This window comes from Planococcus sp. MB-3u-03 (assembly GCF_002833405.1).
Lineage (GTDB): Bacteria > Bacillota > Bacilli > Bacillales_A > Planococcaceae > Planococcus.
The window spans coordinates 2,694,312-2,715,994 of the sequence record NZ_CP025135.1; the positions used below are offsets into that span (position 1 = coordinate 2,694,312).

At 50.5% G+C, this 21,683-nt stretch carries 16 protein-coding genes and 1 pseudogene; 4 read left to right on the plus strand and 13 right to left on the minus strand.

All coding sequences use genetic code 11. The features are described 5' to 3' along the window. Positions 1-94: 94 nt before the first annotated feature. The 3 genes and pseudogenes from CW734_RS14735 to CW734_RS14745 all read right to left on the minus strand — a co-directional run bounded on the left by CW734_RS14735 (position 95) and on the right by CW734_RS14745 (position 4,713). Positions 95-1,917, minus strand: a pseudogene (locus CW734_RS14735) (ABC transporter ATP-binding protein). Continuing rightward, positions 1,910-3,634 carry an ABC transporter ATP-binding protein gene (locus tag CW734_RS14740; protein WP_101191409.1) on the minus strand — a complete coding sequence of 575 codons (1,725 nt, stop codon included), beginning with the start codon at positions 3,632-3,634 and terminating at the stop codon, positions 1,910-1,912. The pseudogene CW734_RS14735 and the gene CW734_RS14740 overlap by 8 nt, the downstream one beginning before the upstream one ends. Before the next feature lie 167 nt (positions 3,635-3,801). Further along, the gene (locus CW734_RS14745) at positions 3,802-4,713 is read right to left on the minus strand and encodes a DMT family transporter (protein WP_101191411.1); all 912 of its coding nucleotides are present in this window, start codon (positions 4,711-4,713) and stop codon (positions 3,802-3,804) included. Positions 4,714-4,980: 267 nt separating this feature from the next. Between CW734_RS14745 and CW734_RS14750 the strand changes: the two genes are divergently transcribed. Further along, complete coding sequence (locus CW734_RS14750; protein ID WP_101191413.1) at positions 4,981-6,987, plus strand: sensor domain-containing protein; 2,007 nt, start codon at positions 4,981-4,983, stop codon at positions 6,985-6,987. A gap of 446 nt (positions 6,988-7,433) precedes the next feature. On the opposite strand, the gene CW734_RS14755 is transcribed toward CW734_RS14750, so the two are convergent. The 5 genes from CW734_RS14755 to CW734_RS14775 all read right to left on the minus strand — a co-directional run bounded on the left by CW734_RS14755 (position 7,434) and on the right by CW734_RS14775 (position 13,429). After that, positions 7,434-7,901, minus strand: a complete 468-nt coding sequence (locus tag CW734_RS14755; RefSeq protein ID WP_101191415.1) for a threonine/serine exporter family protein — start codon at positions 7,899-7,901, stop codon at positions 7,434-7,436. A 12-nt stretch (positions 7,902-7,913) separates the two neighbouring features. Beyond that, complete coding sequence (locus tag CW734_RS14760; protein WP_058382863.1) at positions 7,914-8,669, minus strand: threonine/serine exporter family protein; 756 nt, start codon at positions 8,667-8,669, stop codon at positions 7,914-7,916. Between the two features lie 88 nt (positions 8,670-8,757). Further along, positions 8,758-9,897, minus strand: coding sequence for a zinc-dependent alcohol dehydrogenase (locus CW734_RS14765; RefSeq protein ID WP_101191417.1), 1,140 nt, complete (start codon positions 9,895-9,897; stop codon positions 8,758-8,760). A gap of 143 nt (positions 9,898-10,040) precedes the next feature. Further along, complete coding sequence (locus CW734_RS14770; RefSeq protein WP_232787080.1) at positions 10,041-12,179, minus strand: beta-propeller domain-containing protein; 2,139 nt, start codon at positions 12,177-12,179, stop codon at positions 10,041-10,043. A gap of 71 nt (positions 12,180-12,250) precedes the next feature. Next, positions 12,251-13,429, minus strand: a complete 1,179-nt coding sequence (locus tag CW734_RS14775; RefSeq protein WP_101191421.1) for an alanyl-tRNA editing protein — start codon at positions 13,427-13,429, stop codon at positions 12,251-12,253. A gap of 94 nt (positions 13,430-13,523) precedes the next feature. Between CW734_RS14775 and CW734_RS14780 the strand changes: the two genes are divergently transcribed. Next, the gene (locus tag CW734_RS14780) at positions 13,524-14,435 is read left to right on the plus strand and encodes a diacylglycerol/lipid kinase family protein (protein ID WP_101191423.1); all 912 of its coding nucleotides are present in this window, start codon (positions 13,524-13,526) and stop codon (positions 14,433-14,435) included. A 97-nt stretch (positions 14,436-14,532) separates the two neighbouring features. Here the strand turns inward: CW734_RS14780 and CW734_RS14785 are convergent, their stop codons facing one another. Genes CW734_RS14785 through CW734_RS14795 form a run of 3 tightly spaced genes read right to left on the minus strand, consistent with a single transcriptional unit; the run spans position 14,533 to position 18,402 of the window. Next, a complete protein-coding gene (locus CW734_RS14785; RefSeq protein ID WP_101191425.1) occupies positions 14,533-15,723 on the minus strand; it encodes an acyl-CoA dehydrogenase family protein in 1,191 nt (396 codons plus the stop codon). A gap of 16 nt (positions 15,724-15,739) precedes the next feature. Continuing rightward, a complete protein-coding gene (locus tag CW734_RS14790) occupies positions 15,740-16,987 on the minus strand; it encodes a saccharopine dehydrogenase family protein (RefSeq protein WP_374703202.1) in 1,248 nt (415 codons plus the stop codon). Beyond that, the gene (locus tag CW734_RS14795; protein WP_101191429.1) at positions 16,921-18,402 is read right to left on the minus strand and encodes an aldehyde dehydrogenase family protein; all 1,482 of its coding nucleotides are present in this window, start codon (positions 18,400-18,402) and stop codon (positions 16,921-16,923) included. The genes CW734_RS14790 and CW734_RS14795 overlap by 67 nt, the downstream gene beginning before the upstream one ends. 205 nt (positions 18,403-18,607) lie before the next feature. On the opposite strand from CW734_RS14795, the gene CW734_RS14800 reads away from it, so the two are divergent. Together CW734_RS14800 and CW734_RS19475 are read left to right on the plus strand one after the other, a co-directional pair. Continuing rightward, a complete protein-coding gene (locus CW734_RS14800) occupies positions 18,608-19,402 on the plus strand; it encodes a MerR family transcriptional regulator (protein ID WP_101191431.1) in 795 nt (264 codons plus the stop codon). Then, a complete protein-coding gene (locus CW734_RS19475) occupies positions 19,395-19,523 on the plus strand; it encodes a hypothetical protein (protein ID WP_257983493.1) in 129 nt (42 codons plus the stop codon). The genes CW734_RS14800 and CW734_RS19475 overlap by 8 nt, the downstream gene beginning before the upstream one ends. A gap of 51 nt (positions 19,524-19,574) precedes the next feature. Here CW734_RS19475 and trhO read toward each other — a convergent pair whose 3' ends face one another. Both trhO and CW734_RS14810 read right to left on the minus strand, forming a co-directional pair. Beyond that, positions 19,575-20,537 carry an oxygen-dependent tRNA uridine(34) hydroxylase TrhO gene (gene trhO, locus CW734_RS14805; protein ID WP_101191433.1) on the minus strand — a complete coding sequence of 321 codons (963 nt, stop codon included), beginning with the start codon at positions 20,535-20,537 and terminating at the stop codon, positions 19,575-19,577. A 153-nt stretch (positions 20,538-20,690) separates the two neighbouring features. Beyond that, a complete protein-coding gene (locus CW734_RS14810; protein WP_101191435.1) occupies positions 20,691-21,641 on the minus strand; it encodes a 2-hydroxyacid dehydrogenase in 951 nt (316 codons plus the stop codon). Positions 21,642-21,683 lie beyond the last annotated feature (42 nt).

Below are 21,683 nucleotides of genomic sequence, written 5' to 3' on the forward strand. Positions count from 1 at the left end.
CTGATTCCTGAAATTAAGCTTACTTCCACTGTCTCTTCATTTCCATTAAAAAAGCAGAAGCCGGGATCTTCCCCCGCCTTCTGCTTAGGTTCCGTTATAATTTTGCATCTGCCAGCATGGTGGCATACAAGCCGCCTTTTTCCAGCAATTCGTCCTGGCTGCCTGCTTCGACCAATTTGCCGAGCTCCATGACATAGACGAAATCCGCCTTTCTCACCGTGTTCAAGCGGTGGGCGATGACGAAACTCGTGCGCCCTTCCATAAGGCGTTCGAGCGCTTCCTGGATTTTCAGCTCCGTCACTGTATCAATCGAACTCGTCGCCTCATCAAGCAGCAAAATGACCGGATCGGCAATGAGCGCCCGGGCAATCGACAAGAGTTGCTTCTGCCCTTGGCTGATCATCGAACCGTCACCAGACAGCACCGTATCGTAGCCTTCCGGCAGCTTGGAGATGAAGTCGTGGGCATTGGCTTTTTTCGCCGCTTCCACCACTTCTTCGTCGCTCGCATCGAGCTTGCCGTAGCGGATATTGTCGCTGACCGAAGCTTCGAACAGGAACGGGTCCTGCAAGACGAAGGCAATCTGCTTGCGCAAAGTTTCGCGCGGCATCGCACCAATCGGCGTGCCGTCGATGCGGATCTCACCTTCATCGACATCGTAAAATCTCGCCAATAGCTGCATGACCGTCGTTTTGCCGGCACCTGTCGCACCGACGAATGCCGCCGTCTGCCCGGTTTCAACCGTAAAGCTTAAATCACGGATGGTCCATTCTTCTTCCGCGCCTTCGTATTTGAAAGACACATTATCGAATTCGACTTTTCCTTCAAGCCGCTTATCAGCGTTGTTTTTCGTATCGTCCGCTTCTTCTGCTTCGTCCATGATGGCAAATACACGTTCAGCCCCCGCAATGGCCGAGAGCACCGTGTTGAATTGGTTCGCCAAATCGTTCAACGGCCGCGTAAACTGACGTGAATACTCGGTGAAGATAACGATGACGCCGATGGTGACCGAGCCGTTCAAGGCGAGCAATCCGCCGACACCTGCAACGAGCGCAAAACTGCCGTTGTTCAGGAAGTTCATCACTTTCGGAATGAACCCGGCATAGGTCCAAGCCCAGAAACCGGTGCGGCGGAGGCGTTCACTTTGACCAAAAACTCATCCATGACGCGGTCTTCCTGGGAAAAGGCTTTGACGATTTTCTGTCCGGAAATGGTTTCTTCAATCATGCCATTCAAATCCCCGACCGCTTTTTGCTGTTCTTTATACAAAGGGCCCGTACGCTTGGTGATCCAGCGAACGGCCCAATACATGATTGGGATGATGATGAACGTCAATACGGTGAGGACCGGGCTGAGAAACACCATCACCACCGCCGTCCCGACCAGCGTCAAAATGCTCGAGAACACTTGAATGAACGACGTGTTGAGCGTCGACGAAACGTTTTCGATATCATTGGTCATACGGCTCATCAATTCGCCGTGCTGTCGCTTATCGAAAAACGACACCGGCAAGCGCTGCAGATGCCCAAAGAGCCCCGCGCGCATTTGATAGATGACTTGCTGGGCGATGCCGACCATCCAGTAGTTCTGCAAATAGAGAGAAACCGAATGGAGCACATAGACCATGATAAGCCAGCCGATGATCAAGCCCATGCCTTCAAATGCACCCGGCACGATATAGGTATCGATGATATAACCGATCAAAAGCGGTCCAAGCAGTGCCATCGCGGAACTGATGAACACAAGCGACAGAACGATGATCAATAGCGTGCGCTGTTCGTCCACCAGCTTCCAGATCCGCAGCAAGGTGGATTTCCAGTTTTTCGCGCGTTCATTCTTTTTATCCGGTGATTTCTTTAAATCTTCCTTCGTCAATACCGGCTCATAACCAAAAGGCCGGCGGATCGCATTAAACATATTCATCCACCTCCTCCGCTTGCTGGGACAGCGCAATTTCACGATACAAAGAAGAGCTATCCAGCAATTCTTCGTGAGTACCGTAAGCTGAAGCGACGCCGTCCTCCAACAGCAGGATACGGTCAGCGCGCATCGCCGTCCGCACTTTCTGCGTCACCAGCAGCGTCGTCGCTTGTTCTTTGTCGAGCTCCGCCCACAGCGCAGATTCGGTCTTCACATCAAGCGCGCTGGTACTGTCATCGAGAATCAAGATCGACGGTTTGCGGACCAATGCCCGTGCGATCGACAAGCGCTGCTTCTGGCCGCCGGATAAATTGACGCCCTTTTGGCCGACGCGCGTTTCATAGCCTTTCGGGAAGCGCTGGACCGTCTCGTCAATTTGGGCTTTTTCTGCGGCCTCTGTAAGTTCCGGAAGCTCCGCGTGCTCTTTGCCCCAAGACAGGTTATTGGAAATGCTGCCGGTAAAGAGCATCGATTGCTGAGGCACAAGCCCGATCGTCTTGCGCAATTCCTGAAGGTCCCACTCGCGGACGTCACGGCCGTGTACTGATACGCTTCCTTCGGTCGCTTCATAGAATCTCGGAATCAACTGCAATAACGAGGTTTTCCCGGATCCCGTGGCGCCCATGATGGCCAGTTTCTCGCGTGGCGCCAGTTCAAAGCTAATGTTTTCAAGCACTCTTCGCGAAGTGCCTGGATAGGTAAAGGAAACATCGTCAAAACGGACGGTCCCTTCTCTAACCGGCACAGTTGCACCATTCGATTCTTCGCCGCCATCATCCGCCAACAGGATTTCTTCGATGCGGCCAGTAGATGCCATGGCACGCGCAAACGCCATAATGATGAACGAGAACATCGAAAAGGCGCCGGTCATGCGCATCGCGTAATTGACGATGGCGACCAATTCACCGATTTGCGCGTCTCCGCTCTGGATCTCAAAAGCCCCGAACCAGACAACCGCGAGTAGCGACACGTTCATGCCGAACAGCAGAATCGGCAAGATAATTTCCATGATGCGGAACGCTTTGACCGTATCGGTCTTGAGTGCACCCGCCACTTCCGAAAAGCGGTTCGCTTCATACTTGCCGCGCAAATATGCTTTGATCAGCCGGACCGCTTGCAGGTTTTCCTGCACCATGCGGTTGACCTTATCTAACCGTTGCTGAACGAAGCTGAAATAGACGACGCCTTTTCGTACCATGACATATAAAAATGCCAATAAGACCGGAAAGACGATGATCAAGTAAATCGCCAATTGTGCATTGACGACAAACGCCATGACCATGCTCCCGATGACAAGCAACGGTGCGCGCAGCATGATGCGCAAGCTCATATACAGCACTTGCTGGATCAGCTGGATATCACTCGTCAGCCGTGTGATGAGGCCTGATGCTGGAAATTTATTGAACATTGCCAGCGAGAAAGACTGGACGCGCTCATAAACTTTTCGCCTGACATCAAAAGAGAAGCTATGGGATACATGGGAAGCGAAATATGAATTGGCGACACCCGATAAAAAAGCGATTAATGACAAGCCTATTAGCACAAGCCCCAAGCGAATGATCGTATCCTGGTCACCTGCCACGATGCCGTCATCGATGATGCTCGCAATGACCAATGGCTGCAAAAGCTCTACGACCAACTCCAGGAGCATCAGGAACAAGGCGACGCCGATCAAAAATGAATATGGTTTAGTATAAGAAAAAACAGTTTTCATAAGGGTGCCTCCTGAACATTTCGAAACTCGAACTTTATTTAAAACTAGTATGCCATAATTTTCAGATATCAGGTAGAGATATCCCTTTTTTTGTCATGCCTAAAACCGAATGTTTTTTGAGCGTGAGCACCAAAAAAGGCACGCAGCATTTTGCTGCATGCCCCCACTCAAGAGCGGTCTTCGGCGGTTTTTTCACTGCCCGCAAAAGATAGCCAAGTGACGAAGACCAACATGAGAACAGCTCCCCCGATTTGCAGCGGGGATAGAAAATGGCCGAACCAGACAAGCGAAATGACCATCGCCGTCAATGGCTCCATCGCGGATAAAATGCTCGTCTCCACAGGCGAGATGAATCGCATGCTGCTCAAAAACAGCACAAACGCCATCGTGCCGACCACAATAATCGCGATGATCGCCAAAATGAGCGTCGGATCTGCCAACAGCCCCCATTCATCCGACAGGAAAATCGGATTGATGATCCCGAGAAAGATCCCGCCGAACAGCATGGACCAGCCGACGACGAGCAAGACGCCCCATTCCTGCATCAGCCTGGCAGGGTAAAGCGTGTAGAACGTAAATGCCAAACCGACAAGAACTCCCCAAAACAGTGCTTCTCCGCTGATGACCAAGGAATCCAAGCGGCCATCCGTCAATAATAGAAACAAGCCGGCGAGCGTGCCGAGCATGCCAAGCACCTGGTAGACCGGTGGCCATTTGCGCAGGCGCATGGAAACGAAGACGATGACATAGACCGGTGCGAGAAATTGCATCAATGTGGCAAAGACGGCATTGCTCGTATCGATCGCTGCGACGAAACTGTATTGGACTCCAAGCATACCGGCTACTGAAAAGATCAATAAGGGGCGTGTCCATATCTTTTGCCGGAAAATCGACGTCACCTGTACCTTCTTCATTTTTAAAAACAACAGCAATACGATGCCAGCGACGATGAGCCGGATGGTCAGAAGAAATGGCACAGTGATCGGGTAAACATCGAGTGTCCATTCCATGAGCGGCCCTGTGGCTCCCCAAAGCATCGCCCCTATCAGTATCATGGTTACTCCTTTTAGACGTTCCATTCGCCCCCACTCCTTCCATATGAAAAAACCAACCCGTGACGAATTGGCTAATTCAGCTCTTTTTATCCGTTCAAGCCTTTAAAATCGGGACAAATTAGTCGATTCCCTAAATTTTCAATCGAATCATGCCTATTCTCTCATGAGAGGCTAAAAAAGGATAGTAGCTTTTCTGTGCTAAAATTCCCGTATTATATTTTTGTAAAGTGGTGACGAAAGACCTTTTCTTCTTTATAATGAAAGTACAAAACGGTTAAGGAGCGTCAGTTAATGAGTGAAAAGCAGGATTTTTTGGCACAAACCCTAGCATATAACCATATTCCCTTCCCTATCATCATTTTCGATCAAGAAGGACTCATCACTTGGTTCAACGGGCACGCCGAACGCATCTTTCAACTAAATACAGAAACCGCTAAAGGCCAACCCTTTTCCTATATGAATCCAGAACAAGCCGCTTTCCATAAACAGCCTTGGGAAATGCTGTTGGAAAGCACAGACCCTGTCCGATTCGAAAATATGGAAATCGGTCTTGGCAGCGGCGGGCAGAGCTATTCCACAGTTGTCACGAAAGCGTTCACATCGCATGGCGAACGTTTTCTCCTGACGATCTATGAGATCGATGATAGCGTAAGCGCCGACTCGGCGGCAAGAGAATTGAGCCATCTTCGCCACGGGCTGGATGACTCGTTCATGATGACTTATTTCGATCAAGAGTTTCTTGTCACTTACGCGAATCCCCATTTCCTGAAACTCAGCAAATGGACCCCGAAACGCGTGCTCGGCAAACCCGTATGGCAAATGTTCCATGACAGCGAAGAAGACATCGAGTTCGTCGATTCGATTCTGGAAAGCCTGAAAGAGGGGCAAGTATGGAACGGCGAAGCGAAAAAAGCGACAAAAGACGGTGAAACGTATTGGGTCGACCTGACGGCGATTCCGATGCAATTGTCTGAGGAAGATGCGTATTATATTTTCCTTGAAAAAGACATCACCGAAACGAAGCACGCCCAAAAGCACCTTGAGGAAATCGCATTTATCGACCCGATTACAGGGCTTGAAAACCGCCACCGCCTTGAACAAGCTGTCGCGGAACATATAAAGGAAGGGCGTCATTTCTCTTTTCTGTTCCTCGACATCGACCGATTCTACACCTTGCGTGATGTATCGGATACCGATACTGAAAATGAATTGCTTATCGAATTCACGAAACGCTTGCGCATGTATTTCTCGGATTCATTGATTACACGCGCCGGGCTTCATGAATTCGCGTTGATCACGCCTTTGCCGAACTGGTTCATCGAGGGCTTCCTGCCTTATTTGCAGCAGCACCCGATCTATATCGGCGGCACAGCAGTTCCTTTGACCGTCAGCGGCGCCATCACGAAATACCCGGAAGACCAGCAGAGCTTCGTCCACTTGATCAAAGCTTCCTATGCGACAATCAAGAAAGTCAAAGACCGCGGCGGCAGCGCCATTTCCACTTTGACAGCAGACGACCACGAACGCCTGAACCGAAAAGCACTCATTGAAAAACGCCTTGTCCATGCACTGGACCGGAAAAACCTGCAATTGCTGTATCAGCCACAAGTTAATCTCTCGACTGGCAATGTCGAAAGCGTGGAAGCGCTCGTCCGCTGGAATGACGATGAAATCGGCGTCGTGACGCCCGATGAACTCATTCCGATTGCGGAAGAAAATGGCATGATCCATGAAATCGGCAGTTTCGTATTGGAGACCGCTTGTGCACAGCTAAAAGATTGGAAAGCGAAAGGGATCGATTTGCGCATCAGCATCAACTCCTCCATCCGCGAATTCCGCGATAAGGATATGGCGAGCATGCTGATCGAGCAAATGAAAGCGAATAATTGCGATCCCCATTCCTTGATGATCGAGATTACAGAGAAATTCGCGCTTGAAGCGGAAGCGGAACGCCCGATCATGCAGCAAATGAACCGCCTGAACCAGCAAGGCGTACAATTTGCACTCGATGATTTCGGGACAGGCTATGCGTCTTTCCGTTATATGCTGTTATTGCCTATTTCCTCATTGAAGATCGACCGGACCATCATCCAGTCGATCACGAAACAGGAAAAAATGCAGAAAATGATTAAAGGGATGATCCAGTTCGGCAAATCGCTTGATTTTCAAGTGACCGCTGAAGGGGTCGAAACGAACGAACAGCTTGAACTGCTTCGGGCAATGGATTGCAATAGCATCCAAGGCTATATCATCAGCCATCCGATGAGCGCCCAGGAACTCGAGAAGTGGCTAAAATAACCTCCCTCCCCAGACTGCGGGCAATCCGCGGTGTGGGGATTTTTGTTCTGTTAGGATTGAAAATTTAGTATAGGAATTTTAAATTATTGGAGTTCGCATCATACGGATATTCGCTGCCTCGCTTTGGGTTGGCCTTTGGCTACAATGAATTGGCGAAAGTAAATTGAGCCAATTCATCTGCGATGCTTGAGCGTAGCGAAAGTTGAGCAAGCCGGTTCATACGATTATTGGGTGCAGCTTTTCTCCTACTGCGTCGGCTCCCCCTGTGCGCTCGGCAGCTTATACATTTCACTGACTGCGGCGTGTCTACAGGAGTTTGCTTTTTTACAAGTTGCCGACTCATGGGGAAATCGCTTCCCGGGGGTAGCGTCGGGTTGAGGCGTTATTGTCATATCCTGAACAAAAAAACAGGCTGCCCACAAATGAGGCTGCCTGTTCGTTATGGATTATTCCTGTGTAAAGCCCATTTTTTTCTGGGTCCGTCTTGCTTGATGCTTGAAATATAATTGCATGAGCACTTCCGCGAACACCAGGCCCATGGCGATGGCACCCGAAATCATCAATGCCTGTACAGCGAAATCGACCGCTTCCATGTAATCATTCTCCACGATATTGCGCATCGCATTGTATGCACGGCTTCCAGGAACGAGCGGAATGATGCCGGCGACACTGAAAATGATCATCGGCATCTTAAAGATCTTCGCCAAGATGTGCGCAACGATCGCGACAATAAAAGCGCCGGCGAAGGTTGCTTGAATCGGGTCATCAAACATGAGGAAATAACTCCGGTAGAAAAGCCAGCCGCTCATCCCGACAAGCCCGCAACTGATAAGCGTCTTTCTTGGGATATTGAAAATGATGCCGAATGCGCCGGCTGCCAAAAAACTTAGAAACGCCTCTAAAGGCCAGTTCATTCGATCTCCTCCTTAAAATGACAATACGATGGCGATGCCGGCTCCGATGGCGAATGCCGTCAGAAAAGCTTCCGCACCCATTGATAGGCCCGATACAAAATGGCCGGCCATCATGTCGCGTACGGCGTTGGTGATCAGCAAGCCGGGCACCAGTGGCATGACCGAACCGATGATGATCGTATCGGGATCGTTCCCGAATCCACTATTCACAACGAGCACCGCTAAAGTACCGATGGCGACCGCTCCGATAAATTCCGCGAAAAACTTGACCCTTGTTTTCACGAGTACCATTTCCACAATATAAAATCCGATTCCCCCGATGACAAAAGCGAAAGGAATGTCCGCCCAGCCACCGCCCATCAAAATCAGGAAGCAGGCACTGGCAACTGCAGCTGCGAGCACTTGCAGCCACAAAGGGAACAAGTAATGGTTTTTTTCGATTTCCGTCATTTCTTCATACGCCTGCTGCAATGTCAGCTGGCCCGCCACGAGACGCCTCGATACGGCATTGACACGCGCCACCCTTTCGAGGTCGGTACGGCGCCCATGGATGCGGACAAAGCGCGTCGGCAAATCATTGCTCGGGGAAAACATGATGCCCGCTGGAGTCACAAAGCAATGGGAATCCATCATATTTTGCGAAACCGCCATCCGGATCATCGTATCTTCCACCCGGTATGTCTCCGCGCCGCTTTCCATCATGACTTTTCCGGCCAACAGAAAACAATCCAGCGCAAGTTCTCTTCTGACTTCCGATATTTCGGCCATCTGGTCTCCCCTTTTCTTCTGTACCATCATACCGCAGGCAAGGCAAAATTAAAACGCTCCGGTTACCGGGGCGTTTCATCGGCATATTTTATGGTTTTAAAATGACTTTGGTACACTCGTCTTCGTGGTCGTTGAAAATCCGGTACGCTTCACTCGCTTGATCGAGCGGCACGATGTGTGAAATGATTTCACGCGGATCGAACTCGCCTTTTTCGATCTTGTCGAGGAGCATCGGCATCAAATGGATGACCGGTGCTTGCCCCATTTTCATCGTTACGTTGCGTTCGAACAAATTGCCGAGTGGGAATTGATTATAGGTCAATCCGTAGACGCCCGTCAATTGGATGGTCCCGAACTTGCTGACGGCATCTTTCGCGATATCGATTGCGCTTAGCGTCCCGCCTTGCAGCATCAGCTTTTGCTGAACGGCTTCCGCAGTCGATTTCTTGCCGTCCATCCCCACACAATCAATGACAACTCGTGCGCCGCCTTTTGTAATCTCGTGGATCAGCGCCCCCGTATTATCATGCTGGCTGAAGTCAACGATTTCCACATTATTCATCTTTTTCGCTTTTTCCATCCGGTACGGCAATTCATCTACCGCAATAACCCTTGCCGCCCCTTTCATCCAGGCAAACTTCTGGGTCATGAGGCCGATTGGTCCGCAGCCGAGAACGACGACCGTGTCACCTTCTTTGACACCTGCGTTCTCGACGCTCCACCAGGCTGTCGGCAGTACGTCTGACAGGAATAGGACCTGTTCATCTTCGAGCTCTGAAGATTCCGGAATGACCAATGGCATGAAGTTAGCGTAGGGCACTCGCAAATATTCAGCCTGGCCGCCTGAATAATCGCCATAGCGTTCCGTCAACCCGAAATAGGCACCCGTATCAAAATGGGGATTGCCGTTTGAATTGTCGCATTGGCTTTCCATTTCATGTGAGCAATAGAAGCAATGGCCGCAGCTAATATTAAATGGAAGGACGATTCGGTCGCCTTTTTTCACTTTGGTGACGTCTGGTCCCGCTTCTTCGACAATGCCCATCGGTTCATGGCCGATGACGGTATTCTTGGTGGTAGGCAATGCCCCTTGATAGATGTGCAGGTCTGTCCCGCAAATGGCGGTGGAAGTTATTTTTACGATGATGTCATCACGTTTTTGAAGTTCCGGATCTTTGACTTCTTTGACTTGCATGTCTTTCGTTCCTTGAAACGTTACTGCCTTCATGTTTTTCCCTCCCGTTTACTGATGTCAGAATATTTCTGTTATTCCCGTTTTCTGTCAGTACAAACATCTTTTTTATCCTGCCCCGGCTCGAAACCATAAAGAGCGGATCTCTTTAGAAGAGATCCGCTCTTATCCATCATTTTTTATTGCAGGGGCAATGTACCGAGAGGTTCGAAATCCGACAAGCGATAGCTTCTGACTTCAGTATTCGCCACTGTATACAAGGCGTCTTTTGCATAAGCCAGGCGCTGGACCGATGTATTCCAGTCTTCATAGGGCTGGTCGGATGCTTGGGTCAAATCGGCTGATAGCTCGATTCCTTCTGGGGTGATCGAGTAAATTAAAGCCCCTTCTGCCTGAAATTCGATATACTCCATGCCGTCTCCTTTATAGATCGATACCGGAAAACCGAATAAGCTTTGCTGTTCATTACGGAATAAAGCTTTGTGGTCATATTGCAAAGCAGAATAGGTCCCAGGGCCGCCGATGATTTCCGTATCGGTTTCCTTGGGATCACCCATATCGCTGACATCGAACAGCGAGATCTTCATCCCGCCCGTCACGATGCGCGGCTCGCCGCCCCCTTTGACTGGCTCGATTTTTGTATCGTAGCCAAACCCGATCAAATGCTTGTCATCAAGCGGATGCAAGTAATTGGAAAATCCAGGAATTTTTAATTCACCCAATACTTCTGGATCGGCAGGATCTGAAACGTCGATCGCAAACAGCGGATCGGTCTCACGGAAAGTCACCATATAGGCTTTGCTGCCGATAAAGCGGACCGAGTAGATGCGTTCGCTCGGCGCCAAGTTTTCCACTGAACCAACTTGTTCCAATTGTTCGTTCAAAATGAACAGGTGGTTTTTCGGTTCGGAAGCCGGTGCCCAGTCGACTCCTTCTGTTGTCGCTAAACGGAAATGGCCTTCGAATTCATCCATCGAAAACTGGTTCAATAGAGACCCTTGCACACGGGCCGAAGCGATAAATTCCACCGAGATGCCGTCCAAGCCGAATTTAAAAATTTCCGTATCCGCTTGTTGCGGCACCCAAAGCGCCGTATCTTCAAACTCCCCTTCAGCCGTCTCAAACGCAGAAGCTGTCAAATAGAGATGCTGTTCGTTCATATACATTTGTTCATTGCCACCCAAAAAGCCTTTTGTGGAAATTTCGTTTGAGGCGGGCGCTTCCAGGCTAACGGAGGTGATGACGCTATAGCTTCCTTCCATCGTTCCTGGCAGGATGGTCAGGTCTTCATAAGGCAAGGGTTCAAGCTCTCCACCTTGTGCGGAATCGAATAGTCTTGGCCGCAGTTCGATATCAGGCTGCTCCTCCAATATCCAGTAATTCGGAAACACATTACTGACATAATACAGGATGCCGTTTGATAGCCTCGCATTATTGAATGTGCCTTCATTGCCAAATTCGCGGATCAGCTCCGGATTGTCAGGTGAAGTTACATCATAGAGAGAGACAGCTGTGATGCCGGAATAAGGCATAAAGCTTTCCATTTCCGCATCTCCTTCGGTTTCCATGAGCGAAAAGCGGCTTGAAATGACGGCAAGCGTCTCGCCGGATAAGAATAATTCCTCTGGATACGTTTCCCCGTCAAACTCCAAGACTGCTGCAAGCTCCATGTTTTCCGGGTCTCTGATATCGGAAATCACCACACGCGACTCGCTGACGGAATATAAATAATCGCCATCCGTTTGCACAATATCCCCTTCATCGATGCCTTCGACCTGGTTATTTGTGGACGAATGGTCGCCGCCTCCCATTCCGCCCGACTCGCCTGATGCACTGTCCTCCGCTTCTTCCACCCCTTCACCGAAGCCGCGGTAGAATGGATTGTCTTTTTGGAGATTCAGCAATCGCGTAAAATAAGTACGCAATTCCTCTTCCCCCGCCAGGTTTTGGACTTCGTCTTGTATCGTGAACTCGAGTTGGTTTGTCGAAAGGCTTTTCAGGAAACTGCTCGATAAGGCTGATTTGGTGACATGAAGCGTATAGTCTCCGCTTGCGATGTCCGGAATTTCAAGCATCCGGCCGCCATTCGCCAACTGCATATCGAGATCGAGCTTTTGGCCATCTGCACCCGTAAGGTAGACGGCGCCTTTTTCGATCGCATCCGCATCGAGCGGCGCTGAGAAATTGGCCCGCCAGCCGGATTCTGAAAGGGCTGTGGAGGATCCGCTGATGGCTACATTTTCCGTCAGCATAACAAAAGCTATACCTGAAAATACTAAAAGAATCGCCGCTATCCACCAGGCTCTGCTCCATTTCACGAACACCACGACCTTTCCCGTGCCATTTACCCATTAGACCCTTTACGCCTCCAAAAGGTTACAGCTTGCGTTCAGTCATTGGCATGAATTTCGTTGAAAATTTCCCGGAAGCGTTCGAACGGCTCTTCTGTATTGCCGCCGCCTTGCGCAAGTGCAGGGGTTCCGCCACCCTTGCCATCTGTTTCTTGAAGCAAGCGTTTCAAGGTCTCTCTCATATCGGCGGATGATTCATTGCCGCGGGCACATACCAACCGAATGCTGCCTTCTGCGTGTGCTGCAAACAACAGGCAGACAGACGGGTATTCTTCAGTCGCCAGGCGCGCCAGCTGCTGCAGTTCCTTGACTGGCCGGTCGCCGAAATTCCGGATCGCGATGCCGGATTCCGGCGTTAACGCTTTAGCTTCTGCTAGCAGCAGCTGTTTTTTCAACTCCACTATTTCCTTGTCCGCCGCAATTTTCTCTGATAATAACGCATCTGCTGCTTGCACCAGTTCAGTGAGCGAGGCATTCAGCTTCCCGATCAATGCATCGCCCGCGTCGCTCAATTTGCTAAAATGTTCGAGCGCTCGCTCTCCGCATAGAAAATACAGCCGCGTGCCGCCTTTCGCTTTTTCCGTCCCAAGAATTTTCAGCAGCCCTATTCCCGCGGTATTGTCAGGATGTGTGCCGCCGCATGCATTCAAATCGATGCCTTCCATTTCCACCAGGCGGATGTCGCCCCTGACAGCGGCCGGCTTCCGGAGATGCAATTGCTCAAGCTGCTGGTCATTTACAAAACGCGTGCGGATTGGTAAATGACGGCTAATGATGCGGTTTGCTTCAAGTTCCACTTGCCGCAATGTTGCCCGGTCGATGGAGGCTTTATGCAGATCAATCGATACCCGCTCTTTCCCGAGATGGAAACTGGTGGTCCGGTAGCCATGGCGATCTTCCAATAACGCGCTCAAAAGATGCTGGCCGGCATGCTGCTGCATATGGTCCCATCTTCTGTTCCAATCCAGCGCCGCCTTGTATTCGCCCAGTTCCAGGGGCCGGTCCAGGTAATGGCGGATTTCCCCGCCATGATTTTGGACATCAAGCACTGCGGCAGTTCCAATCATCCCCTGGTCCGCTGGCTGCCCGCCGCCTTCCGGATAAAAGCAGGTTTGGTCGAGAACTACATACTGCCCGCCTTCATCAGCTGCCGACTCGGCCACTTGAACAGTTATTTCTCTTAAATAAGGATCGTCGTAATATAATTTCCTCGTCATATGAGCACTCCTTTTTACGGAATTCCGTTGATGCGTTTACTAGCCCTTCATTAGTGGAATGGTTGAGTAATGATGAAAAATGGAGGACTTACGCATGGCCGGATTCACGCATTCCGTATTATTGTATAATGCTCAGGCAGGCGCGTCCACGTTAGATGCGGTTATGGGCTTGGCCGTGCCGCAACTCGCCGCATCTTCGAAAACACTGGAGCTGATCAAGACCGATTCCCCGGAAGAACTGGAATCGGTCTGTCGTTCTGCCGCCGAACGCGCCGACGCATTGTTTGTCGCAGGCGGCGATGGCACTGTCCACCTGGCCGCACACGCACTCAGCTCACTCGACAACCCGCCGCCCCTCGGAATTTTGCCAAGCGGGACGTGCAACGATTTTGCGCGCACGATGAACATTCCGTTGTACCTCGACGAGGCCGCGAAAAGCTTAAGCCAAGGCAAATTGCAGCAAGTCGATACGGCGACCATCAACAAAGGGACGTTTTTGAACTTCGCAGGCATCGGCTTGATCACAGATGCTTCCTTCAATATCGATCCCGACCTGAAGGAACGCTACGGCAAGCTCAGCTATTTCATGAGCGCAATGCAGACGATGAGGCAAGCAGAACCGTTTAATGTATCGCTGGTGATCGACGGTCAAGCGTACGAAGAAGAAGCCGTTTTGGTGCTGGCCATGAACGGGAAATCCATTGGTACCCATTTGTTCCCGATGCAAAGCATTGACCCCGCTGATGGGCTCTTGGATGTATTCATTATCCAAAGCTCTTCGTTCGCCGCCATTCGCGAATGGTTTTCATTATCCAAACCCAACCTTACTGCAGAAGATCTCGAGCACATCATCCATCTGCAGGGACGAGAAATCGACATTCGCACAGACGCCCCGATGGATATCGACACGGACGGTGAAATCTATATGAAGACACCGGCATCAATCAGTGTCCAACCGGGAAAGCTCAATTTGCTTGTGCCGAACGAAGAAGATATTTTTACGTAAAAAAACTGCCGGATGCTACTCGGCAGTTGAAGGAACGGGCTCTATGCCCGTTCTTTTTTATTTTTCACTGAAAAGACTGCGAATCGAATCCAAAAATTCATTCGAACGGCCAGGCAGGCAGCATCTGGTTCAATTCCTTGTCTACACGGTTGCCGAGCACATAGTCCGCCTGCATGAGCGTATGAATTTCCCGGGTGCCTTCGTAAATGACCGGCGCTTTGGAATTGCGCAGGTAGCGGGCGACTGGATAATCATCGGAATAGCCATAAGCACCGTGAATCTGCACCGCGTCATCTGCCGCTTTATTGGCAAAATTGCATGCCTGCCATTTGGCGAGCGAGGTTTCGCGCGTATTGCGCTTGCCGCTGTTCTTCAATTCGCCGGCGCGGTAAACGAGCAATCGGCTCATTTGATAGCCTGCTTCCATATTAGCAAGCATTTGCTGTACCAGCTGATGCTCACCGATCGGCTTTCCGAAGGTCGTGCGCGTCTTGCAATAATCCAGGCTTGCTTCCAAACAGGCCATCATCAAGCCGCATGCGCCGGCAGCAACCGTGAAACGGCCATTGTCGAGTGAAGCCATCGCAATCTTGAACCCTTCTCCTTCTTCTCCGAGCCGGTTGCCTGCTGGAATGCGCACATCTTCCATGAACAATTCTCCTGTATTGCCTGCCCGTATGCCGTATTTCCCTTTGATTGCTTTGGATGAAAAGCCTTCACGGTCACGTTCTACGATAAAAGCACTGATTCCTTTATGCGATTTCTCTTTATCAACATAGGCGAAAACGAGGAAATGGTCTGCTTGGTCACAGAGTGAAATCCATGTTTTCTGCCCATTCAACACATAGTCATCTCCGTCGCGTTTGGCGGTAGTTGAAAGCGCGGCCACGTCCGATCCGGCTCCTGGCTCCGTCAGCCCGAACGCGCCGATTTTTTCGCCTTTTGCCTGCGGCACCAAAAATTTCTGCTTTTGCTCTTCTGTGCCCCATTGCAGAAGCGACAGTGAATTCAGGCCGGTATGGACAGAAACGGCCGTACGGAACGTGGTGTCACCGCGCTCCAGCTCTTCGCAGACGATGGCCAGTGAATTATAATCCATGCCGCTTCCACCGTATGCTTCCGGAATGCACACGCCCATCAAACCGAGATCGGCCAAGCGCTTCCAAATCGATTCGGGGAAATGTCCCTCGGTGTCCCAGTCTTTTATATGCGGCATTATTTCATCATCGACAAACTTCCGGACGGTTTTACGCAGCATCTCTTGCTCTTCGCTATGTTCAAAATCCATGCCGTTTTCCCCCTTGCTAATTATGATGCGTTGCCCGTTGCACCGTTTCTTCAATGGTTACGCCGCGCCGCTTCATTTCCGCGATGTATTCAGCACCCGGCACTACTTGCTCGGGCGGATAGACGCCGCGTTTTTGGATGCGCCCATCCGCGATCATCTGCGCCACAACAGAAATGCTGTAGGCCGTGGCCTGCGCCATCGCCGTCACACCGGTTGACTCATCGCGAATGGTCACCATTTCATATCGGTATGTGCATTCCTCTTGCTCTTTCAACCCGGAAACTGTGACGCGCAAAAGCACCGCATCTTTCTCGTCGCCAAGTTCTGTAATCGGCTCAAGCACTTTCAGCAGCACTTCGCGGAGTGACACTTCATGCCCGCCGGCGGTCACTTTTCCTTCACGATTCGTCAAGCCCAATTCGACGAGCAAACGGAACTTTTCGGCATGCCCCCGGTAGCGGATCGTTTTGTATTCCAGCGAATCCACGTCACGGGACGTCTTCGTCAAGGTCGATGTGCCGCCTGAAGTATGGAATGCTTCCAGCTCATTGAACCCTTCGAACGCGATCGGCTCGATTTCCGATAGCGACTCGACTTCTTCCAGTTCACCACCACGGATGACGTGCGACGGATCGGTGTAATGGTCGAAAACGCCTTCGAGAGAGAATACATGTTTGTATTCGAGCGGCGGTTCCGGTTGGAGCGGAATGCCCCCAACATAAATGCGGATCGATTCGACCTCGTCCAATTGGCTCGCCCCATAGCCGGTTAAAATATTGATCATCCCTGGCGCAACGCCAAGATCCGGTATGACGGTCACGCCTTGGCTGGCCGCTTGCTCGTGCATGGCAAGCACCTTATCCGTAGCGCCGCCGATATGCCCGCCGAGGTCGACGGAATGAACCCCACATTCGATGGCGATTTCTGCCACTTTCTCATTAAAGGTATAGAACAGCGCATTGATCACGACATCTGCCTGTGCGATGACTTGCTTTAGTTCGTCATCATGGCTTGCATCCATCTTGGCGATTTCAAGCCGCGGATCGTCAAATTGCCGGCGGAACGCTTCCGCTTTTTCCGTTGTCCGGTCCGCCAGAATCACTTTCTCCACCTGCTCATTGCGAAGTAAATCACGCGCTGCTTGTTTCCCCATCAATCCAGCTCCGAGTACCGCAAATTTCATCTCCGCCGCCCCCTTTATGCTTCGTTGTCGATCTGTGCCCGTTGCAATTTGCCGCTGAAGTCTACATAGACGCTTTTCCATTCGGTAAAGACATCTAGCGCCGCGACGCCTGAATCGCGGTGGCCGTTGCCGGTGCCTTTCGTGCCGCCGAACGGCAAATGGATTTCAGCCCCAGTCGTTCCAGCGTTGATGTAGACGATTCCGGTATCAAGGTCGCGCTGCGCTTTGAATGCCCGGTTGACATCCGCTGTGAAAATCGAACTCGACAATCCGTAAATGACGCCGTTGTTCACTTCGATCGCTTCTTCAAAACTTGCAACTTCAATCAAGGAAATGACCGGCCCGAAAATTTCTTCCTGTGCAATACGCATTCCCGGCGTTACGCCCGCAAACAATGTCGGTGCGTAATAGTTGCCTTGATCGTAATGGCCACCCGTTAAAATTTCGCCGCCCCTGACGAGTTCTGCGCCTTCTTCTTTGCCGATTTCAATATAGGAATGGATTTTTTCCAGCGCTTTCTTATTGATGACAGGCCCGATTTTAACGGATTCATCCATGCCGTCGCCAATCGTCAATTTGTCCATCTTTTCGAGCAGGCGCTGCTGCAGCTGTTCTTTGACATCCCGATGGACGATGACGCGGCTGCAGGCGGTACAGCGCTGGCCAGCTGTGCCGAACGCACTCCATAAAATACCGTCGACGGCGAGGTCCAAATCCGCATCGTCCATGACGATGACCGCGTTTTTCCCGCCCATCTCAAGCGACACTTTCTTCAAATGGCGACCGCCTAGTTCTGCTACTTTACGTCCTGTATCCGTCGAGCCCGTAAATGAAATGACCCGGATATCACGATGCTCGATCATCGCCGTCCCGACTTCTGAACCGGAACCGAAAACGATATTCGCGACACCATCCGGCAGGCCGGCTTCCTTGAATATCTTGGCCATTTCATAAGCCATCATTGGCGTTTCAGTCGCCGGTTTCCAGATGAATGTATTGCCCGCCACGATCGCCGGGAAAGATTTCCACGTTGCGATCGCCACAGGAAAATTCCATGGGGTGATGAGCCCGACGACACCGATCGGCGCACGGACACTCATCGCAAATTTATCCGCAAGTTCCGAAGGCGTCGTCTCGCCAAATAACCTTCTGCCCTCGCCTGCCATATAAAACGCCATATCGATGCCTTCCTGAACCTCGCCACGGCCTTCTTCGATCACTTTCCCCATTTCTTTCGTCAGCACCGTCGCGAGCTGTTCTTTCCGTTGTTTCATCAAGCGCCCGATTTCATATAGATAATCCGCTCGTTTCGGTGCCGGGACAAGCGCCCATTTTTTCTGGGCTGCTTTGGCTGCTTTCACCGCTCCCTCTACATCATCGGCAGTTGACCGCTGTACCGCTGCCAACTCTTCGCCTGTTGCCGGGTTGACGACAGGCACAAAATCAGCGCCTGCCTGCTGCTGGAACTCCCCATTTACAAAATTCGTCAGTTTCATCGAATTACCCCTTTCTACAATAAATGTAAACGCTTTCACCATTTACTCTATTCCCTACAAAACGGAAAACTCCTACATGCTTTCATAACTTCCTTCCATAACTTTGCAAAGTCGGTCATATTCGGGCGCCTTTGCAATAAAATTACCCGGAAACGGTTGACACTGACCATTCGTCATAGTCTAATCAAGAGTAGAGGTGATTGAAATGTACAAAGTACAAGAAGTGGCAAAAATCGCAGGCGTCAGCGTACGGACACTGCACCATTATGATAGCATCGATTTAATGAAACCGAGCAATAAAGGATCGAACCGATATCGCTATTACAGCGACGACGACTTGAAATTGCTGCAGCAAATCCTATTCCTTAAAGAACTCGGATTTTCATTGAAGAAAATCCAGGAAATCATAAAAAATGGCTATGATGCAGAATATGCCATGGCACGCCATATCGAATTGCTTGAACAGAAAAAATTCCGCATCGAGCAGTTGATCGATAACGCACGCATGACGCAAGAGGAGTTTTTATCCGGGGAGTCCCTAAGCAACGAACAGCGATTTTCTGCGTTCTCCATCCGCCATACGCCGGATCGCATCGACCTATACCAGAAACCGGAAATTGAAGTATCCGTCAAGGACGACCTTGAAAACATCAAGGAAGAGACTTCTGTCCTGGAGGCTTCGGAACCCGAGGCAGCAAAACCGCAGAAAGAAGCCGAGAACCTGGAAGAAATCGACCGTGAAGCGAACCGCATTTACAGCACCGTCGCAAGCCTTATGCAGCTGCCGGCTGACGCAGCTGAAGTGCAGAAGGAAATGGCCGCATATTACCATCTGCTTGACCGCTTCTATGAATGCACGCCGAATATGTTCCGCAATTTGGCCAATCTTTATGCTAACGACAGCCGCTTTTCGCGTACCATTGACCAGCATGGCGACGGCCTATCCGACTATCTGAAAGACGCGATGCACGTGCACGCGAATGCCTTACAGCATGCGTGAACTCATCGGCCCCTGCAGCAATTGCGGCAAAGATGTTTATTGCCGCGACGGATTTTTGGACGGCGTCTATATCGACGGCGAATTGATTTGCCACGATTGTGCAGCAGAACTCGAAAATTAATCCATAAAGAAAAGCCTGAACGGATAATGCCGTTCAGGCTTTTTCGATCGCTTATGATTGTGCAGTTTCTTTTAATGCATCCAGGCGCTGTTTTACTTCTTCGCCTGTCAATCCATGCTCAAAAGCATAGCGGTTGCGTGGATGCTCGCGGCATTCATCTGAACACGAACGCATGTATTTGTGCTCGTTTTCTTCTGAAGACAAAATCTTCGCGTTGCATTCAGGGTTTGCGCAGTTGACATAACGTTCACAAGGTTCGCCCGTGAAATGGTCTTTTCCGACAACGGTATGCTCGACGCGATTGACCGGCACAGCGATGCGCTCATCGAAGACGTACAATTGCCCGTCCCAAAGCTTGCCCTGTACTTCCGGGTCTTTACCGTACGTGACAATGCCGCCGTGAAGTTGGTTGACGTCATCAAAGCCTTCACGTTTCATCCAGCCTGAGAATTTTTCACAGCGAATGCCGCCTGTGCAATAGGTCAGGATTTTCTTGCCTTCGAATTGCTCTTTGTTTTCACGGATCCATTCCGGTAAATCACGGAAGGTTTCAACATCGGGACGCACAGCGCCGCGGAAATGGCCCAAGTCGTACTCGTAGTCATTGCGTGCATCGATGACCACTGTATCCTGGTCTTGCATCAATTTATAAAATTCTGCCGGCTCCAAATAATTGCCGGTCAATTCATTTGGGTTAATATCTTCTTCAAGTCCAAGGTGGACGATTTCATTTTTAGCACGGACGTGCATTTTTTTGAAAGCATGTCCATCCGCTTCGTCGATTTTAAAGACGATATCAGCAAAACGCGAATCGCTCTTCAACATATCCATGTATTGTTCAGTTTGCTCGATCGTGCCGGAGCATGTGCCGTTGATTCCTTCGTCCGATACGAGGATGCGGCCTTTCAATCCGATTTCCTTACAGGCAGCCAAATGCTCGGCGGCGAACTCTTCGGGATTTTCAATCGGGGTGTATAGATAGTACAGTAAGACATTATGTGTATGATTTTGCATGAATCATACCTCCTGATTTTCGATTTGGCACATTTCCTTGATACAGGAAAAACCTAGCCTATTTTACCCCAACGCGCGAAAAAATTCAATATTTCTTGAAGCTTCATCCCGCAGGCGTATAAAAAACAGCCCCGTAAAGCGGGACTGTTTTTTTCAGCACACCCGGTTCTTGACCGGTTTGCTGTTTGCGCAAGCTTGCAACGCTTCTTTGTTCAATTGCATCATCGCATAGCGCGTCTGCACCGTTGCGCTTCCGATATGTGGCGTAACCGTCAAATTGTCGAGCGTTTGAAGCGGGTGGTCCAGCGGCAGCGGCTCTTGTTCGAACACATCAAGCCCCGCTCCCCAAATGGATTTATTCTTCAATGCTTCATAAAGGGCCTGTTCATCGACAATACCGCCTCTGCCGCAATTGATGAGAATCGCAGTCTCTTTCATCAAGGATAGCTCACGTTCGCCGATCATGCCTTTCGTTTGTTCGGTAAGCGGCGCAAGGACCACAACGAAATCGGAGCGTTTCAATAAATCATCAAGCTCCGCATATTGGGCTTCTTCCAAGCTTTTGCGCGTCCGGTTATGATAGATGACTTCCATGTTGAAGCCTTGCGCCCGCATGCACACCGCTTCCCCGATGCGTCCCATGCCGACAATCCCGACAGTGGTGCCGTGAACGTTCTGCCCGGTCAATCCCATCGGCGTCCAAGCTTGCCATTCGCCGTTTCTCACTGTCTTTTCCGCTTCGATCAAGCGGCGGGCCGTGGCCAGCATCAAAGCAAATGTTAAGTCAGCCGTTGTCTCAGTCAAGACATCAGGTGTATTCGTGACGATCACTTTATGTTCTCTCGCTGCATCAAGATCGATATTATTATAACCAACTGCCAAATTCACGACGATTTTCAAGTTCGGTGCCGACTCGAATAGCTCACGGTCGATTTCATCGCCGAGCATCGTCCACAGCGCCTTCGCTTCCTTTGCTTCTTCAAGCAATTTTTCACGCGGCGCATTCCGTTCCTCTTCCGGCCACATGCGCACTTCGTAGACATCGTGCAAATCCGCCACTGCCTCTTCCGGCAATTGTTGGGTAATGAATAAAATCGGTTTCATGAAACTCCTCCACCCTTCTCCTGATTAACTTTCCTATCCATA

Bases quoted from the DNA above. Each gene is read 5' to 3' on its own strand.
- CW734_RS14740 (WP_101191409.1), bottom strand. From the start codon at position 3,634: ATGAAAACTGTTTTTTCTTATACTAAACCATATTCATTTTTGATCGGC.
- CW734_RS14745 (WP_101191411.1), bottom strand. From the start codon at position 4,713: ATGGAACGTCTAAAAGGAGTAACCATGATACTGATAGGGGCGATGCTT.
- CW734_RS14750 (WP_101191413.1), top strand. From the start codon at position 4,981: ATGAGTGAAAAGCAGGATTTTTTGGCACAAACCCTAGCATATAACCAT.
- CW734_RS14755 (WP_101191415.1), bottom strand. From the start codon at position 7,901: ATGAACTGGCCTTTAGAGGCGTTTCTAAGTTTTTTGGCAGCCGGCGCA.
- CW734_RS14760 (WP_058382863.1), bottom strand. From the start codon at position 8,669: ATGGCCGAAATATCGGAAGTCAGAAGAGAACTTGCGCTGGATTGTTTT.
- CW734_RS14765 (WP_101191417.1), bottom strand. From the start codon at position 9,897: ATGAAGGCAGTAACGTTTCAAGGAACGAAAGACATGCAAGTCAAAGAA.
- CW734_RS14775 (WP_101191421.1), bottom strand. From the start codon at position 13,429: ATGACGAGGAAATTATATTACGACGATCCTTATTTAAGAGAAATAACT.
- CW734_RS14780 (WP_101191423.1), top strand. From the start codon at position 13,524: ATGGCCGGATTCACGCATTCCGTATTATTGTATAATGCTCAGGCAGGC.
- CW734_RS14785 (WP_101191425.1), bottom strand. From the start codon at position 15,723: ATGGATTTTGAACATAGCGAAGAGCAAGAGATGCTGCGTAAAACCGTC.
- CW734_RS14790 (WP_374703202.1), bottom strand. From the start codon at position 16,987: ATGGAAAAGCGTCTATGTAGACTTCAGCGGCAAATTGCAACGGGCACA.
- CW734_RS14795 (WP_101191429.1), bottom strand. From the start codon at position 18,402: ATGAAACTGACGAATTTTGTAAATGGGGAGTTCCAGCAGCAGGCAGGC.
- CW734_RS14800 (WP_101191431.1), top strand. From the start codon at position 18,608: ATGTACAAAGTACAAGAAGTGGCAAAAATCGCAGGCGTCAGCGTACGG.
- CW734_RS19475 (WP_257983493.1), top strand. From the start codon at position 19,395: ATGCGTGAACTCATCGGCCCCTGCAGCAATTGCGGCAAAGATGTTTAT.
- trhO (WP_101191433.1), bottom strand. From the start codon at position 20,537: ATGCAAAATCATACACATAATGTCTTACTGTACTATCTATACACCCCG.
- CW734_RS14810 (WP_101191435.1), bottom strand. From the start codon at position 21,641: ATGAAACCGATTTTATTCATTACCCAACAATTGCCGGAAGAGGCAGTG.